This is a genomic window from Streptomyces sp. NPDC029292, from assembly GCF_055569295.1.
On record NZ_JBVHXR010000025.1, the window covers coordinates 1 to 16,801 of the forward strand.

At 68.7% G+C, this 16,801-nt stretch carries 17 protein-coding genes and 1 rRNA gene; 5 read left to right on the forward strand and 13 right to left on the reverse strand.

The window, feature by feature from the left end; genetic code table 11:
* Window positions 1–92: ribosomal RNA gene (gene rrf, locus ACZ4WS_RS39645) — 5S ribosomal RNA — on the forward strand; the annotation flags it as partial.
* Between the two features lie 282 nt (window positions 93–374).
* Complete coding sequence (locus tag ACZ4WS_RS39650; protein WP_467987978.1) at window positions 375–524, forward strand: hypothetical protein; 150 nt, start codon at window positions 375–377, stop codon at window positions 522–524.
* Between the two features lie 82 nt (window positions 525–606).
* Here ACZ4WS_RS39650 and ACZ4WS_RS39655 read toward each other — a convergent pair whose 3' ends face one another.
* Complete coding sequence (locus tag ACZ4WS_RS39655; RefSeq protein WP_467987980.1) at window positions 607–1,368, reverse strand: CDP-alcohol phosphatidyltransferase family protein; 762 nt, start codon at window positions 1,366–1,368, stop codon at window positions 607–609.
* Window positions 1,369–1,491: 123 nt separating this feature from the next.
* Here ACZ4WS_RS39655 and ACZ4WS_RS39660 point away from each other — a divergent pair, with 123 nt between their 5' ends.
* A complete protein-coding gene (locus tag ACZ4WS_RS39660; protein WP_467987981.1) occupies window positions 1,492–2,043 on the forward strand; it encodes a GNAT family N-acetyltransferase in 552 nt (183 codons plus the stop codon).
* 50 nt (window positions 2,044–2,093) lie between these two features.
* On the opposite strand, the gene ACZ4WS_RS39665 is transcribed toward ACZ4WS_RS39660, so the two are convergent.
* The 12 genes from ACZ4WS_RS39665 to ACZ4WS_RS39720 all read right to left on the reverse strand — a co-directional run bounded on the left by ACZ4WS_RS39665 (window position 2,094) and on the right by ACZ4WS_RS39720 (window position 15,459).
* Window positions 2,094–3,671 carry a type IV secretory system conjugative DNA transfer family protein gene (locus ACZ4WS_RS39665; protein ID WP_467987983.1) on the reverse strand — a complete coding sequence of 526 codons (1,578 nt, stop codon included), beginning with the start codon at window positions 3,669–3,671 and terminating at the stop codon, window positions 2,094–2,096.
* A 15-nt stretch (window positions 3,672–3,686) separates the two neighbouring features.
* Window positions 3,687–5,111 carry an ATP-binding protein gene (locus ACZ4WS_RS39670; protein WP_467987984.1) on the reverse strand — a complete coding sequence of 475 codons (1,425 nt, stop codon included), beginning with the start codon at window positions 5,109–5,111 and terminating at the stop codon, window positions 3,687–3,689.
* A 14-nt stretch (window positions 5,112–5,125) separates the two neighbouring features.
* Window positions 5,126–6,667 carry an SCO6880 family protein gene (locus ACZ4WS_RS39675; protein ID WP_467988121.1) on the reverse strand — a complete coding sequence of 514 codons (1,542 nt, stop codon included), beginning with the start codon at window positions 6,665–6,667 and terminating at the stop codon, window positions 5,126–5,128.
* Between the two features lie 14 nt (window positions 6,668–6,681).
* A complete protein-coding gene (locus tag ACZ4WS_RS39680; protein WP_467987985.1) occupies window positions 6,682–8,013 on the reverse strand; it encodes a hypothetical protein in 1,332 nt (443 codons plus the stop codon).
* On the reverse strand, window positions 8,003–8,854 hold the full coding sequence (locus tag ACZ4WS_RS39685; protein WP_467987986.1) for a DUF8175 domain-containg protein: 852 nt from the start codon (window positions 8,852–8,854) through the stop codon (window positions 8,003–8,005). Before ACZ4WS_RS39685 ends, ACZ4WS_RS39680 begins: the two co-directional genes overlap by 11 nt.
* Before the next feature lie 196 nt (window positions 8,855–9,050).
* The gene (locus ACZ4WS_RS39690; RefSeq protein ID WP_028804304.1) at window positions 9,051–9,359 is read right to left on the reverse strand and encodes a hypothetical protein; all 309 of its coding nucleotides are present in this window, start codon (window positions 9,357–9,359) and stop codon (window positions 9,051–9,053) included.
* A gap of 504 nt (window positions 9,360–9,863) precedes the next feature.
* The gene (locus ACZ4WS_RS39695; protein WP_467987988.1) at window positions 9,864–11,180 is read right to left on the reverse strand and encodes a S53 family peptidase; all 1,317 of its coding nucleotides are present in this window, start codon (window positions 11,178–11,180) and stop codon (window positions 9,864–9,866) included.
* A gap of 313 nt (window positions 11,181–11,493) precedes the next feature.
* Window positions 11,494–12,858, reverse strand: coding sequence for a S53 family peptidase (locus tag ACZ4WS_RS39700; RefSeq protein ID WP_467987989.1), 1,365 nt, complete (start codon window positions 12,856–12,858; stop codon window positions 11,494–11,496).
* A 422-nt stretch (window positions 12,859–13,280) separates the two neighbouring features.
* Window positions 13,281–14,180, reverse strand: coding sequence for a class A beta-lactamase (gene bla / locus ACZ4WS_RS39705; protein ID WP_467988122.1), 900 nt, complete (start codon window positions 14,178–14,180; stop codon window positions 13,281–13,283).
* Window positions 14,174–14,419, reverse strand: a complete 246-nt coding sequence (locus tag ACZ4WS_RS39710) for a DUF397 domain-containing protein (RefSeq protein WP_467987990.1) — start codon at window positions 14,417–14,419, stop codon at window positions 14,174–14,176. The genes bla and ACZ4WS_RS39710 overlap by 7 nt, the downstream gene beginning before the upstream one ends.
* Window positions 14,412–14,603 carry a DUF397 domain-containing protein gene (locus tag ACZ4WS_RS39715; RefSeq protein WP_467987992.1) on the reverse strand — a complete coding sequence of 64 codons (192 nt, stop codon included), beginning with the start codon at window positions 14,601–14,603 and terminating at the stop codon, window positions 14,412–14,414. Before ACZ4WS_RS39715 ends, ACZ4WS_RS39710 begins: the two co-directional genes overlap by 8 nt.
* Before the next feature lie 10 nt (window positions 14,604–14,613).
* On the reverse strand, window positions 14,614–15,459 hold the full coding sequence (locus ACZ4WS_RS39720; RefSeq protein ID WP_467987993.1) for a helix-turn-helix domain-containing protein: 846 nt from the start codon (window positions 15,457–15,459) through the stop codon (window positions 14,614–14,616).
* 220 nt (window positions 15,460–15,679) lie between these two features.
* Between ACZ4WS_RS39720 and ACZ4WS_RS39725 the strand changes: the two genes are divergently transcribed.
* Together ACZ4WS_RS39725 and ACZ4WS_RS39730 are read left to right on the forward strand one after the other, a co-directional pair.
* Window positions 15,680–16,129, forward strand: coding sequence for an ATP-binding protein (locus tag ACZ4WS_RS39725; protein WP_467987994.1), 450 nt, complete (start codon window positions 15,680–15,682; stop codon window positions 16,127–16,129).
* Between the two features lie 43 nt (window positions 16,130–16,172).
* Window positions 16,173–16,763, forward strand: coding sequence for a Uma2 family endonuclease (locus tag ACZ4WS_RS39730; RefSeq protein WP_467987996.1), 591 nt, complete (start codon window positions 16,173–16,175; stop codon window positions 16,761–16,763).
* Window positions 16,764–16,801 lie beyond the last annotated feature (38 nt).

Genomic DNA, 16,801 nt, shown 5'->3' on the forward strand with positions numbered 1-16,801 from the left:
CGCCCGGTTACATTCCGAACCCGGAAGCTAAGCCTCACAGCGCCGATGGTACTGCAGGGGGGACCCTGTGGGAGAGTAGGACGCCGCCGAACTAATTTTAAGAAGAAGCCTCAACTCCGGGTAGATACCCGTGAGTTGGGGCTTTTTCGCGTTCACCGTACAGTCATGTCCACGTCAGAGCGGGTCGGAAGAGCGATCTTCACCGGGCTCGCCTTCAGCCCCGACGGCACGCACGCGTAGGCGAGCGGTGGCGGGCGCGAGATCATCCACACGTACGACGTGGTGGACGGGCGGTTGACCGAGAAGGCTTCCATCAAGCTGCCGACGAAGAATCCCGACGTGCAGGCCGTGAACTGTATCCGGCTGGGATCGCCGTGAAGGAGGACCAGATCGACGAGCGGACCTTCAACGAGGCGATCTGGAAGAGCGTGCGGGGCAAGGATTCCGTGATGCCCGCGCCTCGGCGTGATCTGTACGGGGCCGTGCCCAATGACCAGGCGGCTGAGCTGGATGACGACGACTGAGTGACCGGAACCTGAGCAGCACGACGGGGGCGGTCCTCTTGGTGGGACCGCCCCCGTTGTTGTACCGGCTGTCGTATCGCCGCTACTTCAGGCGTGACGACGCGACGATCGAGACGATGTGCGCGGGGACGAGCAGCCACACGATCGCCGTGACGGCGACGGTGGCGATCTTCGTGGCCGTCAGGTCGCCGAGTGCCAGGTCGACGACGGCCGTGACGAGCAGCAGGATGGTGCACTCGATGCCGTTGACCAGGCGGTGGAGGCCGACGGCCGAGGCGAGGCGGCGGACGCGGGCCAGGCCGCTGGAGCGCGGGACCACGGACTGATCGGTGGCCTTCGCCATGCCGCTGTCCGAACGGGCCACGTGGACCAGGTCGGAGGACGACTTCAGGAGCAGCACGCCGATGGCCGCCGCCAGGCCGGCCACCAGGTAGAGGTTCAGGCCGAGTTCGGCGGCGCGGATGCCCATGCCGACCATGACGGCGGCGTCCGCGAGGTAGGCGCCCAGGCGGTCCAGGTAGACACCGAGCGGGCTGAACTGCTTGCGCCAGCGCGCGACTTCGCCGTCCACGCAGTCGAGGAGGAGGTAGAGCTGCATGAAGAGGATGGAGAGCACGGCGCCGGCCAGGCCGGGGAGGATCAGCGCCACGCCGGAGAGCATGCCGGCGAAGACCATGATGACCGTGAGCTGGTTCGGCGAGATGCGTCTGTCCACCAGGTGGCGGGTGACACGGAGGGAGAGCGAGCGCATGTAGAGGCGGCCGGCCCAGTGCTCCGCCCTGCTGTCCAGCTTGCCCTCAGGGTGGATGACCTGGCGGAGTTCGTCTAGTTGGACCATGGGCATGTGGCTTTCTCCCCTGCGATCAACGTGCGTACAGGGAAGAGCATGACGGGGGCCCCGACGGAGGGGACAAGCAGGGTGGATATCAGGTGAGCGGTGTCGGGCGCGGGGGTTACCGTGACCCCCATGAACCACGTGATCCGGTCCATACGTTCCGACGAGTGGGCCAAGGTGAAGGAGCTCCGGCTCGCCGCGCTGCGGGACCCCGTCGCCCATCTCGCGTTCCTTGAGACGTACGAGGATGCCGTCGCCAGGCCCGACGCGTTCTGGCGGGAGCGGGCCGCCGGGGCGGCCGAAGGGACGTCCGAGCGGCAGCAGTTCGTCGCCGTGGGCGCGGACGGGGTGTGGGCCGGGTCCGTGACCGTGCTGGTCGAGGAGGCCGGGTCGACGGATCCGTTCGGGGGTGTGGTCGAGCGGAGCCAGGGTCATCTGGTGGGGGTGTTCGTACGGCCCGAGCACCGGGGGAGCGCGGCCGGTGTGACCGGGGCGCTCTTCGATGCCGCCCTTGAGTGGTCCTGGGGGATCGGGCTCGAGCGGGTACGGCTCTTCGTGCACGAGAAGAACGCGCGTGCCGAGGCGTTCTACCGGAAGGCGGGGTTCCTGCCGACCGGGGAGACCGTTCCGATGCCGGGGGGCTCGGGGGAGCGGGAGCTGGAGTTCGTGAGGACTCGGGTCTAGTTCGTGATGATTCGGATCCAGCTCGTGATGATTCGGGTCTAGGGGGGCCGTCAGACCGGGAGTTCGTACTGTGGCCAGCGGGCCTTGCCCTGTTCCCGGGAGCGGAGCAGGGCCAGGGTCGGCAGGCCCCGGTCCGCTCCGGTGGACAGGAGGTCCGGTAGCTGGGGGAGCGGGGCCACGGCCGCGACGTCGTCCAGGACGAGCGTGAGTGGTGGGTCGAGGCGACCGGAGGATGACCGTTCGGCCATGCGCCGGCCGCGCTCGACCACGCTTGAGGCGAGGGCCGTCAGGAGCGGCATCGCGCCGGGGTTCGCCTTGGGGTCCTCGATGGGTTCACCGACCACATAAAGCGTGCCCCCTTCATTGACGAAGGAATCCAGCGCGAGGGTGTCACTTCGGTTGGGTGTGCAGGATTCCCGGATGTTGACCGTGAAGAGCGAGGAGAGGGCGCGGGCCGTCAACTCCTGAGCTATGTCGCGGCGTTCGGGGTGCGACGTGAGGGCGGCTTCGAGTTCGCCCGCGGCGCCGGATGCGGCCTTGGGGTTGGTACGGAGGGCTCGTACCGCCTCTTGTACTTGCGTGCCCTGGGCCCAGCGGTGGACGTGGCGGAAGGGTTTGCCTTCCACGGCGGCGGCGTGCAGATAGCTCCGCAGGAGCGTTTCCGCTGTGTCTGCCATGGCCTGGTCCACCTTTGCGGTGGGGCGTACGGGGGCCAGTAGGGCTGTTGCCCTGGCCGTTGCGGTTGCCTTGTCCTCGCAGCCGGAGGCGGGGGACCAGTGGAGTCTTGCCGGGGTGTCGCACAGGTGCGAGGGGTCGTAGAGGAGGACTGGGCCGAGCTTCGCTCGTGCGTCCTTGGTCTCCGACCAGGTGTTGGGGTTCGAGGTGATGACCAGGGCGGGGCCCTCCGCGTCCCGTACCGCTTGGGTTGCGGTGGGGTGGCGGGATTCGGCCGGGGCCAGGATGACCGCGGGTTTGGGCCGGCCGTTCGCCGTTGGTGCCTGCGGTTGCGTTGGGTGTGCCGCGCCTTCGGCGCGGGTCGTTTCCCACCCGCCCGACCGTTCACCCTCAGCTGCCAAAGGAACCGTCGCCGGCTGGGGTACGGGGTCCTGTGGCGTCTGCGGCTCCGTCGCCTGCCTCGGCAGGCCTGCCGCCTCCTCGGGGCGAACGGACGCCGCCTCCCCGGGATGAGCGAACGCCGCCTCCCCGGGATGAGCGAACGCCGCCCCCTCAGGGCGAGTAAAAGCCGTCGCCTCCGCCTTCCGGCGTGCCCTCCCCGCCCTCCACCGGGCCACCGTTCCCAGTACGAACACCGTGAGGACCAGCAGCACCATCAGCTGGCCGATGAACAGGCCCCAGAAGAGGCCGTACCCGGAGAGCTGGCTGTCGGGGGTGTCCGGCCAGGCGCCCGGCATGTCGTGCGGGCGGCCGACCAGGTGGCGCATGGCCAGGGGTGTGTGGGCGAAGGTGACGGCGTCGGGCCATGCGCCTCGGGAGAACCAGCCCGCGAGGCCCGTCGCCGTCCAGACCATCAGGGTCATGCCGAGGAGGAAGGCCAGCACCCCGACCAACAGCCCGTCGGGGATGCCGCCTTGGCTCTCGTGGCGCGGGTCGCGCCGGTCCTGTCTCATCTCACGCCACCGCTCTCACGCCACCGTGGACTCGGACGAGTCGTCGAGATCGCTGAGGTGCTGTTCCATGAAGGCCGCCGCCCGTTCCTCCGCCTCCAGCTCCGCGGCGCGCAGCGCGTCGTCGGAGAGGAGGTCGGCGGAGGACTCGGTCATGGCGCGGTCGGTGAAGACGAGGGGGCGTTCGGTGTCGGTGATGAGGTGCTTGACCACCTGGACGTTGCCGTTGACGTCCCAGACCGCGATGCCCGGTGTCAGCGTCGGGATGATCTCGACCGCCCACCTGGGCAGGCCGAGGACGCGGCCCGTCGAGCGTGCCTCGTCGGCCTTCTGGGCGTAGATCGTCCGTGTCGACGCCATCTTCAGGATCGCCGCGGCCTCCTTCGCCGCCGCTCCGTCCACGACGTCCGACAGGTGGTGGACGACCGCGACGAAGGACAGGCCCAGCCGGCGTCCGAACTTCAGCAGGCGCTGGAAGAGTTGGGCCACGAAGGGGCTGTTGATGATGTGCCACGCCTCCTCCACCAGGAAGATGCGCTTCTTGCGGTCCGGCCGGATCCACGTGTGCTCCAGCCACACGCCGACGATCGCCATCAGGATCGGCATGGCGATGGAGTTCCGGTCGATGTGGGAGAGGTCGAAGACGATCAGGGGCGCGTCCAGGTCGATGCCCACAGTGGTGGGGCCGTCGAACATGCCGCGCAGGTCACCGTCGACCAGGCGGTCCAGGACCAGGGCGACGTCCAGGCCCCACGCCCGTACGTCGTCCAGTGCGACGTTCATCGCCTCGGCCGACTCCGGCTCGGGGTGCCGTAGCTGCTCGACGATGTCCGTCAGCACCGGCTGCCGGTCGAGGATCGTCTCGTTCACGTACGCGTGCGCGACCTTGAGCGCGAAGCCCGAGCGCTCGTCGAGGCCGTGCCCCATCGCGACCTCGATGATCGTCCGGAGCAGGGCGAGCTGGCCGGTGGTGGTGATGGCCGGGTCGAGGGGGTTGAGCCGGATACCCATGTCCAGGGCGGCTGTCGGGTCGAGCCGGATGGGGGTTATCCCCAGCTCCTCCGCGATGAGGTTCCACTCGCCGACCCCGTCCTCGCCCTGTGCGTCGAGGACGACGACCTGTCGGTCGCGGAATCTCAACTGCCTCAGGACATACGTCTTTTCGAGCGCCGACTTGCCGTTGCCGGACTCGCCGAGGACCAGCCAGTGCGGGGCCGGGAGCTGCTGCCCGTACAGCTGGAAGGGGTCGTAGATGTATCCCTTTCCGGAGTACACCTCGCGTCCGATGATGACGCCCGAGTCGCCGAGGCCTGGCGCGGCGGTCGGCAGGTAGACCGCCTGCGCCTGGCCCGTGGACGTGCGCACGGGCAGGCGGGTCGACTCGACCTTGCCGAAGAGGAAGGACGTGAAGGCGTCCGTGGCCGCGGACAGCGGATCCCGCATCAGAACATCAGCCCCTACCTGCGGATTCCGGTGGCGAACGGCAGTGTGTTGACGAAGGCCCGGTGGTGCTCGCGGTCGCACCACTCCAGCTTCAGATACGACTTGCCGGCCGAGGCGCGGATCGTGCGCTTGTCGCGCGCGAGGGCTTCCGGCGAGCGGGAGGAGACGGTGATGTAGCCGACGAGGTTCACGCCGGCCGCGCCGCTGGCGAGGTCCTCACCGCGCTGGTCGAGGCGGTTGTGCGAGGCGACGTCACGCGGGTCCACCGTGCGGTTCATCTTGGCGGCGCGGCTGGCCTCGGCCTCGTCGTTCGTCTTCTCGGTCAGCATGCGCTCGATGGCGACCTCGGTGGGTTCGAGGTCCATCGTGACGGCCACCGTCCGGATGACGTCCGGGGTGTGGACAAGCAGCGGGGCGAGGAAGTTGACGCCGACCGGCGTCATCGGCCACTCCTTCACCCAGGCCGTGGAGTGGCACCAGGGCGCGCGGGTGGAGGACTCGCGGGTCTTCGCCTGGAGGTAGGTGGGCTCCATGGCGTCGAGCTCGGCGGGCCAGGCGTTGCGCTTCGTCATCGCCTGGATGTGGTCGATCGGGTGGTCGGGGTCGTACATCGAGTGCACGAGGGAGGCGAGCCGCCCCTGACCAAGCGGCTGCCGTACGCGGATGTCGGCTTCCTGGAGCCGCGAGCAGATGTCGGTGAGCTCGCGCGCCATGACGACGGCGAGGCCCGCGTCCCGGTCCAGCTTCTTGCCGGCCTGGGGACGGGCGGCACGTGCCATCGCCTGTGCCTCGGCGGCGAGTTCGCGGGAGTAGTGCATGCAGGCGACGAGATAGGCGCGGTGCTGCTCGCTGCTGGTGGACACCATCGACTGGAGCTGGTCGTACGACTGCTGCAGCCAGCCGGGGGCCCGCTCGTCCCCTCGTACGGCGACGTCCTTGGCGTGTGCGTCCGGGTCGGCCGGGAGGGTGCGGGCGAGCATCTGGAGGCGGGTGACGAACCCGTCGCCGTTCGCGACGTGCTTGAGGAGGGTTCCGAAGCGGTCGACGAGGGCTTCCTGGTCCTCGGAGTCGCGCAGGCCGACGCCAGGGCCCTCGATCTCGATGGCGGCCGTCACCGTGCGGCGGTCGGCGTGCAGGAGTACGGCGATCTCGTCGGGCCCGAAGGGGGCCGCGAGCCAGCTGATCCGCCCGATGCCGGGCGGCGGCCCGATCTCGACTTCCTTGCCGTCGAGGCGCGTACCGGCCTCCATGACGTTCGAGCGGTACGTCGTCCCCTGGCGCAGGGTGCGCTTGTAACTGCGGTTGATCTCGAACCACTTGTAGAACGTGCGGCGCTTGTACGGGACGTACACCGCGGCGAGAGCCAGCAGCGGGAAGCCCATCAGCAGCACGATCCGCAAGGACAGCACCGGGACGAGCAAGCCGCACATCATGCCGAGGAACGCGCCCGCGATGATCAGCGCGATCTCACCGGATTCGCGGTTCCGGCCGACGATCGCGTTCGGCCGGGCGCGGCCGATCAGATATGTACGGCGGGGCGTGACCGGATGGGACATGTGGGACTCGGTCGTCAACGCCCTTCACCTCCCGTGCGGTTGTTACTGCTGTTGCGGGCGTTGCTCGCATGCGGGGTGTTGACCGGGCTGGTGCGCGGTGGGGGTGCGGAGGGGGGGACAGATCCGCCGCCACCTCCCGGTGTACGCGTGCTGTGCGCGGCCACACCGCCGGACACGGGGTTGGCGGGGCGGGCCTGCTGGTTGCCGCCTCCGCCTCCGCCGCCGTTGTTGTCGGCGCGGGAGCTGTGGGTCTTGATGCCCTGCGCCACCAGGGTGGCCGGGGAGCTGATCACGGCCGCGGCCTTGCCCTCGGCGCCCTGCATGATGCGGTTGTTGCGGGAGTTGGCGATCTCGTCGCCGAAGCCCGGTACGAAGCGGTAGATCATCGCGCTCGCGAAGATGGCGAGCAGGATGATGGCGAGGCCGGAGACGACGGCGGAGAACGCGTCGGGACCGTTGTCGGAGGACAGCGCGCCGGCGAGCCCCAGCACGATCACGATCACCGGCTTGATCAGGATGACGGCGATCATGATGCCCGCCCAGCGGCGGACGTGGCCCCAGAGGTTCTTGTCGACGAGGCCCGCGTACACGACGGTGCCGAGCAGGGCGCCGACGTAGAGGAGGGCGGCCCGGATGACGAGCTCCAGCCACAGCACGCCCGCCGCGAGGATCGACACCAGCGAGACGACGATCAGCATGATCGGTCCGCCGCCGATGTCCTCGCCCTTGTTCAGGGCGCCCGAGAACGTCCCGAAGAACGTGTCCGTCTGGTTGCCGGTCGTCTTGGCGAGCACCTCCGTCACACCGTCCGTCGCCGACACGACCGTGTAGAGGATCAGCGGCGTGAACGCCGACGCCAGCACCGTCAGCCACAGGAACCCGATCGCCTCGGAGAGGGCGGTGGTGAGGGGGACACCTCGCACCGCCCTCTTCGCCACCGCCAGCAGCCACAGGAGCAGCGTCAGGATCGTCGACGCCGCGAAGACGACGGCGTACTGCTGGAGGAACTTCGGGTTCGTGAAGTCCACGTTCGCCGTGTCGTTCACGGCCGCGCTGAGCTTGTCGACGGTCCAGGAGGCTGCGTCGGCGCATCCCTTGGCGAGGGAGGAGAGGGGGTCGAGGGTGGAGGTGGGGTCTAGGGTTCCGCCGGTGCTGCCGCTGCTGCTTCCGCTGTCGCTTTCGCAGTACTTCTTGGAGGGGCCGATCAGCAGGCCGCACGGGTCTTTCGACGTCGATGGCGTCGGGGTCGGCGCCGCGGCGGCGCGGGTGGCGAGCAGGACGGCCGTCGTCTGGACGACGGTCAGTACCGCCGCGAGCTTGAGTACGCGGCTTCGGCTACCGGGCATACGTGAACCCTCCGTACTCCTCGATGGCCTTGCTGATCTCGTCGGAGGTGGCGGCCTTGTCGTCGCCGGGGACCGGAGCGGGACCGTCCTTCTGGGAGTCCGTCACGATCTTCCAATCGCCGTTGTCCCACTGGAGGTCGAAGGTCCACGTCTCCCAGGTCGAGCTGACGGGATTGGTCGAGCCCTGTCCGGACATGCCGATGAGTCCCATGTACCAGACAGAGATCTTGGCGCCCGTGTCGCTGTACTGCTGGACCTTGGTGCCCACCGGGATCGTGCGCGAGACGAACGTGCTGTCGGCCGGTGGATTGCCGTCCGCGTCGAGGCCCAGCTTCGCGAGGAAGGCCGCCGAGTACGCCGCGTCCATCGGGCCCTGGAGCTGGCTGGCCGCGCTGGACGTGTAGATGGTGTTGACGATGTCGTGCCGACTGGCCGTCTTGAACATGCCGGTCGAACCCAACGCCACCGCATAATTCGCCGCCGCGCTCTCCGCCCCATGCTCACTATGCGCAAACCCCGAAGGAATCCCCGCCGCCTTCGACTCCACCGGCCGTTCCCCGGAAGCCGCCGTGGGCGAGGTCTTCGCTTTGTCGCTGCTGCCCCCGTTGCCCGAAGAGGAGTCGTCCCCGCGGTTCGCGAAGGCGATGGCGGCGATCAGCAGGACGACGACACCCACGACCGTGACCAGGCTCCGGGAGGAGGAGCCGCGTCCCCGGCGCGCACCGCCGTAGACGTCACCGCCCCCGCCGGGGAGCCGCGTCCGGGTCTGGCCGGAGCCGCCGTACCCCCCGTCGTCGCCGCGCGAGGCGTCGCCGTATCCGGGCTCGTCACCAAGGCTCATGCCGCGTACGCCCCCTCAACCTCTCGCTGAACCGCGTAGTACGACGGTAGCCGTGCTGGTTCCCGCGTGGGCGCGGTGTGGTGACTCGACATCAGGGAAACGCAACCTCAGCCGGTGGGCACGACGGACAGGTGGGTCGGAGGGGAGGAGAGGAGATCCGGGCGCGCCCGGCCGGGCGGGGAGTGGCGAGCACCCCCTAGACAGCCATGCCGTACACGATGGTGAAGAGCGTGCCGAGGGATCCGATGATGAAGACTCCGGTGAGGCCCGCGATGATGAGGCCCTTGCCCTGTTCGGCGCTGAAGGTGTCGCGCAGGGCCGTGGCGCCGATGCGCTGTTTGGCCGCGCCCCAGATCGCGATGCCGAGGCAGAGCAGGATGGCGACCGCCATCACCACCTCGATCATCACCTTCGCCTCGTTGCCCAGGCTGCCGAAGGGACCCCAGTCCGGAGCGATCCCGCCGATGATCGTGGTGATGTCGCCCTTATCGGCTGCGAAAAGCATGTAAGTCACCGCCCCTAGTGGGTAGTTCTGCACCCTCTGCCACTGCGCGCAGAGGTCGGGCCCATTCTCGCTGACAACGACGCTGTCGTATGTCGACTTGGCGTCATTGATTGGCGGGTTTCGTACGAATCCCTGGCCGCCGGCCCACGCGAGGGCGTAGGACGGTATGCGAAGAGTCGTATGGTCACTCTGTGTATCACGGCCGGTCACGACGGGCAATGAAGCCGGAGCGGAACCTGTCGTGTGGTTCCGTCGTTAGCCCCTTTTCGGCACCGGTGTCTTCCGAGCTGTCTGCTGGGCTGTCTTCCGAGCTGTCTTCTGAGCACCGATGTTCTCCGGGTCGCCGAGTCCGGCGGGTGTGGTCGCCGACTGACGGAGTGAAGGCTATCCCGCGTTCCCGGCAGACAGGGAAACGGGCCGCGGCTGGTTGCCGCGGCCCGTTCTCATGTGCTGCCGGGAGGTCCCCACTAACCGCCCCCGGCGGCTCCCCCCGGTTCCCGGAGGTCAGCCGGTGAAGGCTGCGACTCCCTCCGGCGTACCCCAGCCGGTCGGTCCGTCGTAGCCGGACGTCGCGGTGCAGAGGTAGCTGGTGGTGCAGGTGCCGTTGTTGCCGGAGGTCACGTCGTTGAGGGCCGAGGTGCCGGCCGCCGTGTACGGGAACTTCGCCGGGTAGGAGGTGCTGGTCGGCGTACCGCCGAGGGCGTAGACGCCCGCGATGATCGGCGACGAGGCGCTGGTGCCGCCGAAGGTGTACCAACCCGCCGTGATGCCGTACGAGTCGTACACCGAGACGCCGGTGGCCGGGTCGGCGACCGCCGCGACGTCGGAGATGGTCCGCTTCGAGCAGCCGGTGTCGGTCTGCCAGGTGGGCTTCGCGTCGTACGCGGAGCAGCCCGAACCGGTGGCCTCGGTGCTGCTGGTCTTCCAGACCGTCTCGGTCCAGCCGCGGGTGGTGGAGGTGGCCTTGGTCAGCGCGGTGCCGCCGACGGAGGTGACGTACTTGGAGGCCGCCGGGTACTCGGCGCCGTAGCCCGAGTCACCCGCGCTCACGGTGATGGCGACGCCCGGGTGGTTGAAGTACGAGGTGTCGTAGGTGGTGTCGGAGGAGGACTCCGAGCCGCCGTAGCTGTTGGAGACGTACTTCGCGCCCAGGGTGACGGCCTCGTTCACCGCGGTGCCGAGGTTGGCCATCGTGGCGGACTTGGCCTCGACCAGCAGGATGTTGCAGTTCGGGCAGATGGCGCTGGCCATGTCCAGGTCGAGGGAGATCTCCTCGGCCCAGCCGGTGTTGCTCGACGGCAGCGAGGTCGTCGAACCGGTCTGGCTGACCTTCTTGAAGCAGCCGTTGGCGGTGGTGCAGGCGGAGAGGCCGTAGTACGAGCGGTAGGTCGCGAGGTCCGCCTCGGCGTTGGGGTCGTTGTACGCGTCGACGATCGCGATCGTCTCGCCCGCGCCGTTGGACGAGGCGGCCGAGGTCAGGCCGTACGCGGCCTGCAGGTCGGTCGGCCCGAAGCCGGACGGGGTGGTGGCGTCGGCGGCCTTCGGCGTGACGCCCTTGGCGTACGCCTTCTCCGACATGTACTCCGTGACGCCACTGGTCACACGCTTGGCCGCACAGGCCGCGACGTCCGCCTTCGTGGGCGTCGCACACGCCCTCGTCCAGGTGACGTGGGGGGTGACCTTCGCGACGCTGTCCTTGGCGTCCGCGACGCCGGCGTTGCCGAAGCCGGCGACGACGAGGGCCGCCGTACCGAAGGCGGCCGCGCCTATTCGACGCCATCTACCGCGTACGGAGGGTCTTTGGGGGTGTGAGGTGCGCAACGTACAGCCTCCTGAGAGTGGTTTGACAGGGGCGGTGCGGGTGCTGCGCCGTCGGTGCGGTGTCCCCGGCGGCGGGGCCTGTGACCCGGCGTTGACCATCCCTTGTTGAGTACGTGACAACAAGAGGCTTCTGGAATCCTGACTTCCGCCTTACTGAAGGAGGCCTGTGCGTTACTGGTCAATGGCCGCTCGATGGCTGGGAGCTGACGGCTGCTTGACTCAACTCACAGTTCTTTCAAGGGCTTTCAACAGCTGGTCAGAACGGCGAACGGGCCGCGGCTGGTTGCCGCGGCCCGTTTCGGACTGTTGGAGATCAGCCGGTGAAGGCTGAGACTCCCTCCGGGGTGCCCCACCCGGTCGGGCCGTCGTAGCCCGACGTCGCGGTGCAGAAGTAGCTCGTGGAGCAGGAGCCGTTGCTGCCGCTCGTCACGTCGTTGAGGGCGGACGTGCCGGCCGCGTTGTACGGGAACTGCGCCGGGTAGGAGCTGCTGGACGGGGTGCCGGCGAGGGCGTAGACGCCCGCGATGATCGGCGCCGAGGCGCTGGTGCCGCCGTAGGTGGCCCAGCCGGTGCCGTCGCCGTAGGTGTTGTAGACCGAGACGCCGGTCGCCGGGTCTGCGACGGCCGACACGTCGGCGATCGTGCGCTTAGAGCAGCCGGTGTCGGTCTGCCAGGTGGGCTTCGCGTCGTACGAGGAGCAGCCGGAGCCGGTGGCCTCGGTGCTGCTGGTCTTCCAGACCGTCTCCGTCCACCCGCGGGTGGTGGAGGTGGCCTTGGTCAGTGCGGTGCCGCCGACGGAGGTGACGTACTTGGAGGCCGCCGGGTACTCGGCGCCGTAGCCCGAGTCACCCGCGCTCACGGTGATGGCGACGCCCGGGTGGTTGAAGTACGAGGTGTCGTAGGTGGTGTCGGAGGAGGACTCCGAGCCGCCGTAGCTGTTGGAGACGTACTTCGCGCCCAGGGTGACGGCCTCGTTCACCGCGGTGCCGAGGTTGGCCATCGTGGCGGACTTGGCCTCGACCAGCAGGATGTTGCAGTTCGGGCAGATGGCGCTGGCCATGTCCAGGTCGAGCGAGATCTCGCCGGCCCAGCCGCTGTCGGCGGTGGGGAGGGAGGTCGTGGAGCCGGTCTGGCTGACCTTCTTGAAGCAGCCGTTGGCGACGGTGCAGGCCGGGAGGCCGTAGTACGTGCGGTACGCGGCGAGGTCGGCCGCGGCGTTCGGGTCGTCGTACGCGTCGACGATCGCGATGGTCTCGCCGGAGCCGTTGGAGGCGGCGGCGTCCGCCAGGCCGTAGGCGCTCTGGAGGTCACTGGGCCCGTAGCCGGAGGGCGTCGAGGCGTCGGCGGCCTTGGGGGTGACGGCGTCCGCGTGGGCGTTGGCCTTCTGGAACGCGGTGACGCCGCCTGTGACGCGCAGCGCGTCACAGGCCATCTGGCCCTTCTTCGGGGTGGCGCAGGAGTGGGTCCACGTCACCTTGGAGGAGGAGGTGGAGGCAGAGGCGGAGGAAGAGGCTGAGACTGAGGCCGAGGAAGTGGCCTTGGTGGCGGTGGCCTTGGCTGCCGGTGCGGCGCTTGCCTGTACGGCGGTGCCGAAGCCGGCCAGGACGAGGGTGGCGGTGGCGGCGGCCGCGGCGCCTATGCGGCGCCAACTGGCCTGTGTGGGGGGTGAAGTACGCAACGAACTGCTCCTGAGAGTGGTTGACAGGGGCGGTGCGGGTGCTGCGCCGTCGGTGCGGTGTCCCCGGCGGCCGGGCCGTGTGACCCGCGTAGACCTTCGCCTTGTTGAGTACGTGACAACAAGGGAAATCTGGAATCCTGACTTCCGCCTTACTGAACCAAGATCGTCGGCATACCGGTCAATGGCCCCTCGATGGCCGAGAGCTGACGCCTGCTTGACTCAACTCACAGGAAAGTCATCGGTGTTGTGGGTTGCGCCGCCAAGGTTGCGGTCGGGTGAGGACGGTTCTTCGCCCCCGCCGCCCCTACCTTTCCCGTCCCCTGGTGCCCCGCCCCGGACCCCGCTCCTCAAACGCCGGAAGGGCTGAAAATCTTTAGCCCGTCCGGCGTTTGAGGGCGGGGCCATTAGGCCGATAGTGGGGGTCAGCTCACCGCGTCCGCCAGCACCGAGGCCGTTTTGGCGACCAGGGGGTTGTCGGAGAGGGCGTCAGGGGCGGGCTTGGTGGTCAGTACGGCCAGGACGACGGGGGTCCCGTCCGGGGTCCAGGCGATGCCCACGTTGTTGTTGGTGCCGTAGGAGCCGGCGCCCGTCTTGTCGGCGATCGTCCAGTCCTTGGGCAGCCCCTCGCGGAAGCGGTCGCCGCTGGTGGTGTTGGCGAGGAGCCAGGCCGTCAGGCGGGCGCGGTCCGGGTGGCCGAGGGCGTCACCGAGGACGAGACGGGCGTAGGTGCGGGCGATGGCCCCGGGCGTTGTTGTGTCTTCCACCCGCCAAGGCTCCGCCGAGTTCAGCGCCGGCTCCCAGCGGTCCAGACGGGTTTTCGGGTCCCCGAGCGAACGGCAGAAGCGGGTGATCGCCGTGGGGCCGCCCAGTTCGCGGAGCAGCAGGTTGCCCGCCGTGTTGTCGCTGTAGCGGATCGCGGCATCGGCCAGTTCCGCGATGGTCAGGCCGGAGGCCAGATTCTCCGGCCTGCTGGTGACCGTCCCGCCGTCGGCCGCCTCCACGTCCGCCGCCGTGTAGTGGATGAGCTGGGCGAGTGTCTCGCCGTGCTGATCGAGGTCCCGTAGGACAGCCGCGGCCGCCAACGTCTTGAACAGCGAGCACATGGGGAAGCGCTCCGTCGCCCGGTATCGCACGGTCGTCTTCGTCCCCAGGTTGTGCGCGAACGCGCCCACTCTGGCGCCGTGTTGTTCCTCCAGCTCCCGCAGGCGGTCCCGTGCGTCCCGGTCACGGGTGACGGCGTACGCCGGTCCCGTGCCGAGCGCCAGTGCGGCGGCGGAGGCGGTGGTGAGCAGGGTCCGTCGTGTTGTCGTCGAGCCTAAGATTTTTCGTCCTCCAGTCCCTCTACGCCCTCTACGAAGTGGTCGAACTCGCCTGCCTGTACGCCCAGTACGAACGCGTCCCACTTCCTCTGGGTGGTAGTGACGATGTTCGTGGGGTCGCTGGTTTCACGGATGTAGACCAGGTCGTTGTCCCCGAAGGCGAGTTCGATCCAGGGGCCGGGGCCGGTGGCGTCCTCCGGGGCGGCTCGGACCCAGTCGAGGTCAGGGGGGACTTCAGCCACGGGGGTGTTCCTTCTTGAGGGCGTGGAGGAGGGTGCGGAAGGTGGTGGGGGTGGCGGTGAGTATCGCTTCGGTGGGGTCGCTGCTTTCGGTGAGATGTATGTGGGCCGGGGTGGCGGTTACGTGCACGCACGAGTCGCCTGACCCGCAGTAGGACGACTTCTGCCAGGAGTCGAGCTGGAGCATTTCGGTCCCTTTACAGATCGTGGATCAGCTTGTGGATGAAGTCGCGGGAGCCCTCGGGGGCGAGGGACACGGATTCCATACGGTCCAGGAGGACTCGGTACATCTGTAGTTGAGCTTCCGCGTCCAGGAACACAGGGCCGTGAGACTGGTCGAGGTGCACGGTGTCGAGCTGCGGAACGGGGCCGCTGGAGTAGAAGATCGACTGGCCGGAACCGGGGAAGGAACCCGCGGCGAAAGGGAGCACCTTCAGGGTGATGTGGTCCTGTTCGCTCATGTCCAGCAGGTGCCGCAACTGCCCCTTGACCACGCTGGGTCCGCCGAACTGCATGCGCAGAGCTGCCTCGTGGATGATCGCCACCTGCCGGGTCGGGCGGTCCCTGAAGAGGACGGTCTGGCGCTTGATGCGGAACGACACACGGTGCTCGATCTCCGGTGGAGAGAGCTCGGGTACGACTTGGCGGAACAGGTCGCGGGCGTGGTCGGTGGTCTGGAACAGGCCGGGGATGTGCACGGTGACTGCAGTACGCAGGTACCCGGCGTGGTGCTCCAGCTCGGCAAGGTCAAGCAGAGCAGCGGGCAGGATCTCGCGGTACTCCTCCCACCAGCCGCGTTTGCGTAGAGAGGTCATGTCCGCGAGTGCCTCGACGAGGGCTTTGTCCGGGCACTTGTAATGGCAGGCCAGCGTGCGCACGCGTTCCGCGCTCACGCCGACGCGCCCGGCCTCCATGTTGCTGATCTGGCTCTGCTGAGCGCCGATCAGTTGACCGGCCTGGGTCGCGCTCAAGCCTGCGCGCTCGCGCAGTTTGCGCAGCTCACTGCCGAACCGGAGTTGTCGACCCGTCGGGCTGCTTCTCATGAGCCGGCCCGCCTCCTTGCTGCGGCTGGTCACCCACACGGGTGGCAAGTCATGGATTCTCGGCATTTATGTCATGCATGACATCGGTCGCCGCTACCTTATTTCTCAGGCGCCCCACCCAGAAGCACCCCGCTCGACGGAGCGGCCGCGGTCACTGGGCAACGCACACAACGCAACGAAACGACACCACCCAACTTCCCTCCGTGATCGGAGACTTCTCATGGCCACCGTATCCCCGCCCTGGGCCTACACCCTCCAACTCCCGCACGATCCCCGTGCCCCGGGCATTGCCAGGGCGACCCTCCGTACCGTCCTCGCCGCCCACGGGCTCGCCGAACTCACGCCTACCGCCGAGCTGTTGGCATCGGAGCTCCTCACCAACGCCCACCTGCACACACAGGGTCCCTACGCCCTCCGTATCCACGCGGGGGAGCCGGATCGGCTCACGGTCGCCGTGTGGGACACCGACCCGAGAGTCCCGCCCGGCTTTTCGGAGAAGGGCGCCCCCGCCCTCGTACCCCCGGAAGAAGCCGAAGGCGGTCGCGGCCTGCACCTCGTGCGGGCCTGCGCGGACGCGTGGGGCGTGTCCGTGCTGCGCGAGCTGGGCGCGTCGAAGGGTGGCAAGCTGCTGTGGGTGGAGTGCGCGCGAGCCGGATTGTCAGCGGTGTGACCTAAAGTGAAAACACCTGATCGGAGCGTGATGGATGGGTGGGGTGGCAGAAGCCGAACGGCACGCCTGGACGCATCCGCGGTCCCGCCCGCGGAATCTGCGCGCGATCGCGGAGAAGATCGAGGACGCGACGGGTCTGCGGGTAGAGATCGTGGGCGGAAAGCTCGTGACGTCCCCTGCGCGGTGTGGAAAGCACGCGGGTGTGGTGTGGCGGCTGCGTCGGCAACTGGGGGCGGTTCTGCCCGCAGGGCTGGGGGCGTACGAGGTGTCCTCCATCGCGCTCCCGGACGACCCGGACGACTACGCGACGCCGGACCTGATCGTGCTGCCCACCGAGTGGGGGTCGGACGACGGCTGGCTGGCCGCTCCCGAGGATGCGGCCCTCGCCGTCGAGGTCATCTCCCCGTCCGAGAAGTCCAGGGAGATCAGGGACAAGGCCGACTGGTACGCGGTCGCGGGCGTGGCCACTCTGCTCGTCATCGACCCCCGGAAGGGCACCTGGGCGCTGCACACCCGCCCCGGCAACGGCGCGTACCAGGACGTGCTGCCCGCCAAGTTCGGGGAGCCCGTGCCGCTGCCGGACCCGCTCGGCTTCGAGGTAGCGACGGACGGCTTCCCGGTGTACGGAAGCTGACGGTCCACCGCCGGTTCACAGGCGATTCTCAGCGTGCC

Bases quoted from the DNA above. Each gene is read 5' to 3' on its own strand.
- ACZ4WS_RS39655 (WP_467987980.1), bottom strand. From the start codon at position 1,368: ATGCCCATGGTCCAACTAGACGAACTCCGCCAGGTCATCCACCCTGAG.
- ACZ4WS_RS39660 (WP_467987981.1), top strand. From the start codon at position 1,492: ATGAACCACGTGATCCGGTCCATACGTTCCGACGAGTGGGCCAAGGTG.
- ACZ4WS_RS39665 (WP_467987983.1), bottom strand. From the start codon at position 3,671: ATGAGACAGGACCGGCGCGACCCGCGCCACGAGAGCCAAGGCGGCATC.
- ACZ4WS_RS39670 (WP_467987984.1), bottom strand. From the start codon at position 5,111: ATGCGGGATCCGCTGTCCGCGGCCACGGACGCCTTCACGTCCTTCCTC.
- ACZ4WS_RS39675 (WP_467988121.1), bottom strand. From the start codon at position 6,667: ATGTCCCATCCGGTCACGCCCCGCCGTACATATCTGATCGGCCGCGCC.
- ACZ4WS_RS39680 (WP_467987985.1), bottom strand. From the start codon at position 8,013: ATGCCCGGTAGCCGAAGCCGCGTACTCAAGCTCGCGGCGGTACTGACC.
- ACZ4WS_RS39685 (WP_467987986.1), bottom strand. From the start codon at position 8,854: ATGAGCCTTGGTGACGAGCCCGGATACGGCGACGCCTCGCGCGGCGAC.
- ACZ4WS_RS39690 (WP_028804304.1), bottom strand. From the start codon at position 9,359: ATGCTTTTCGCAGCCGATAAGGGCGACATCACCACGATCATCGGCGGG.
- ACZ4WS_RS39715 (WP_467987992.1), bottom strand. From the start codon at position 14,603: ATGCTCCAGCTCGACTCCTGGCAGAAGTCGTCCTACTGCGGGTCAGGC.
- ACZ4WS_RS39720 (WP_467987993.1), bottom strand. From the start codon at position 15,459: ATGAGAAGCAGCCCGACGGGTCGACAACTCCGGTTCGGCAGTGAGCTG.
- ACZ4WS_RS39725 (WP_467987994.1), top strand. From the start codon at position 15,680: ATGGCCACCGTATCCCCGCCCTGGGCCTACACCCTCCAACTCCCGCAC.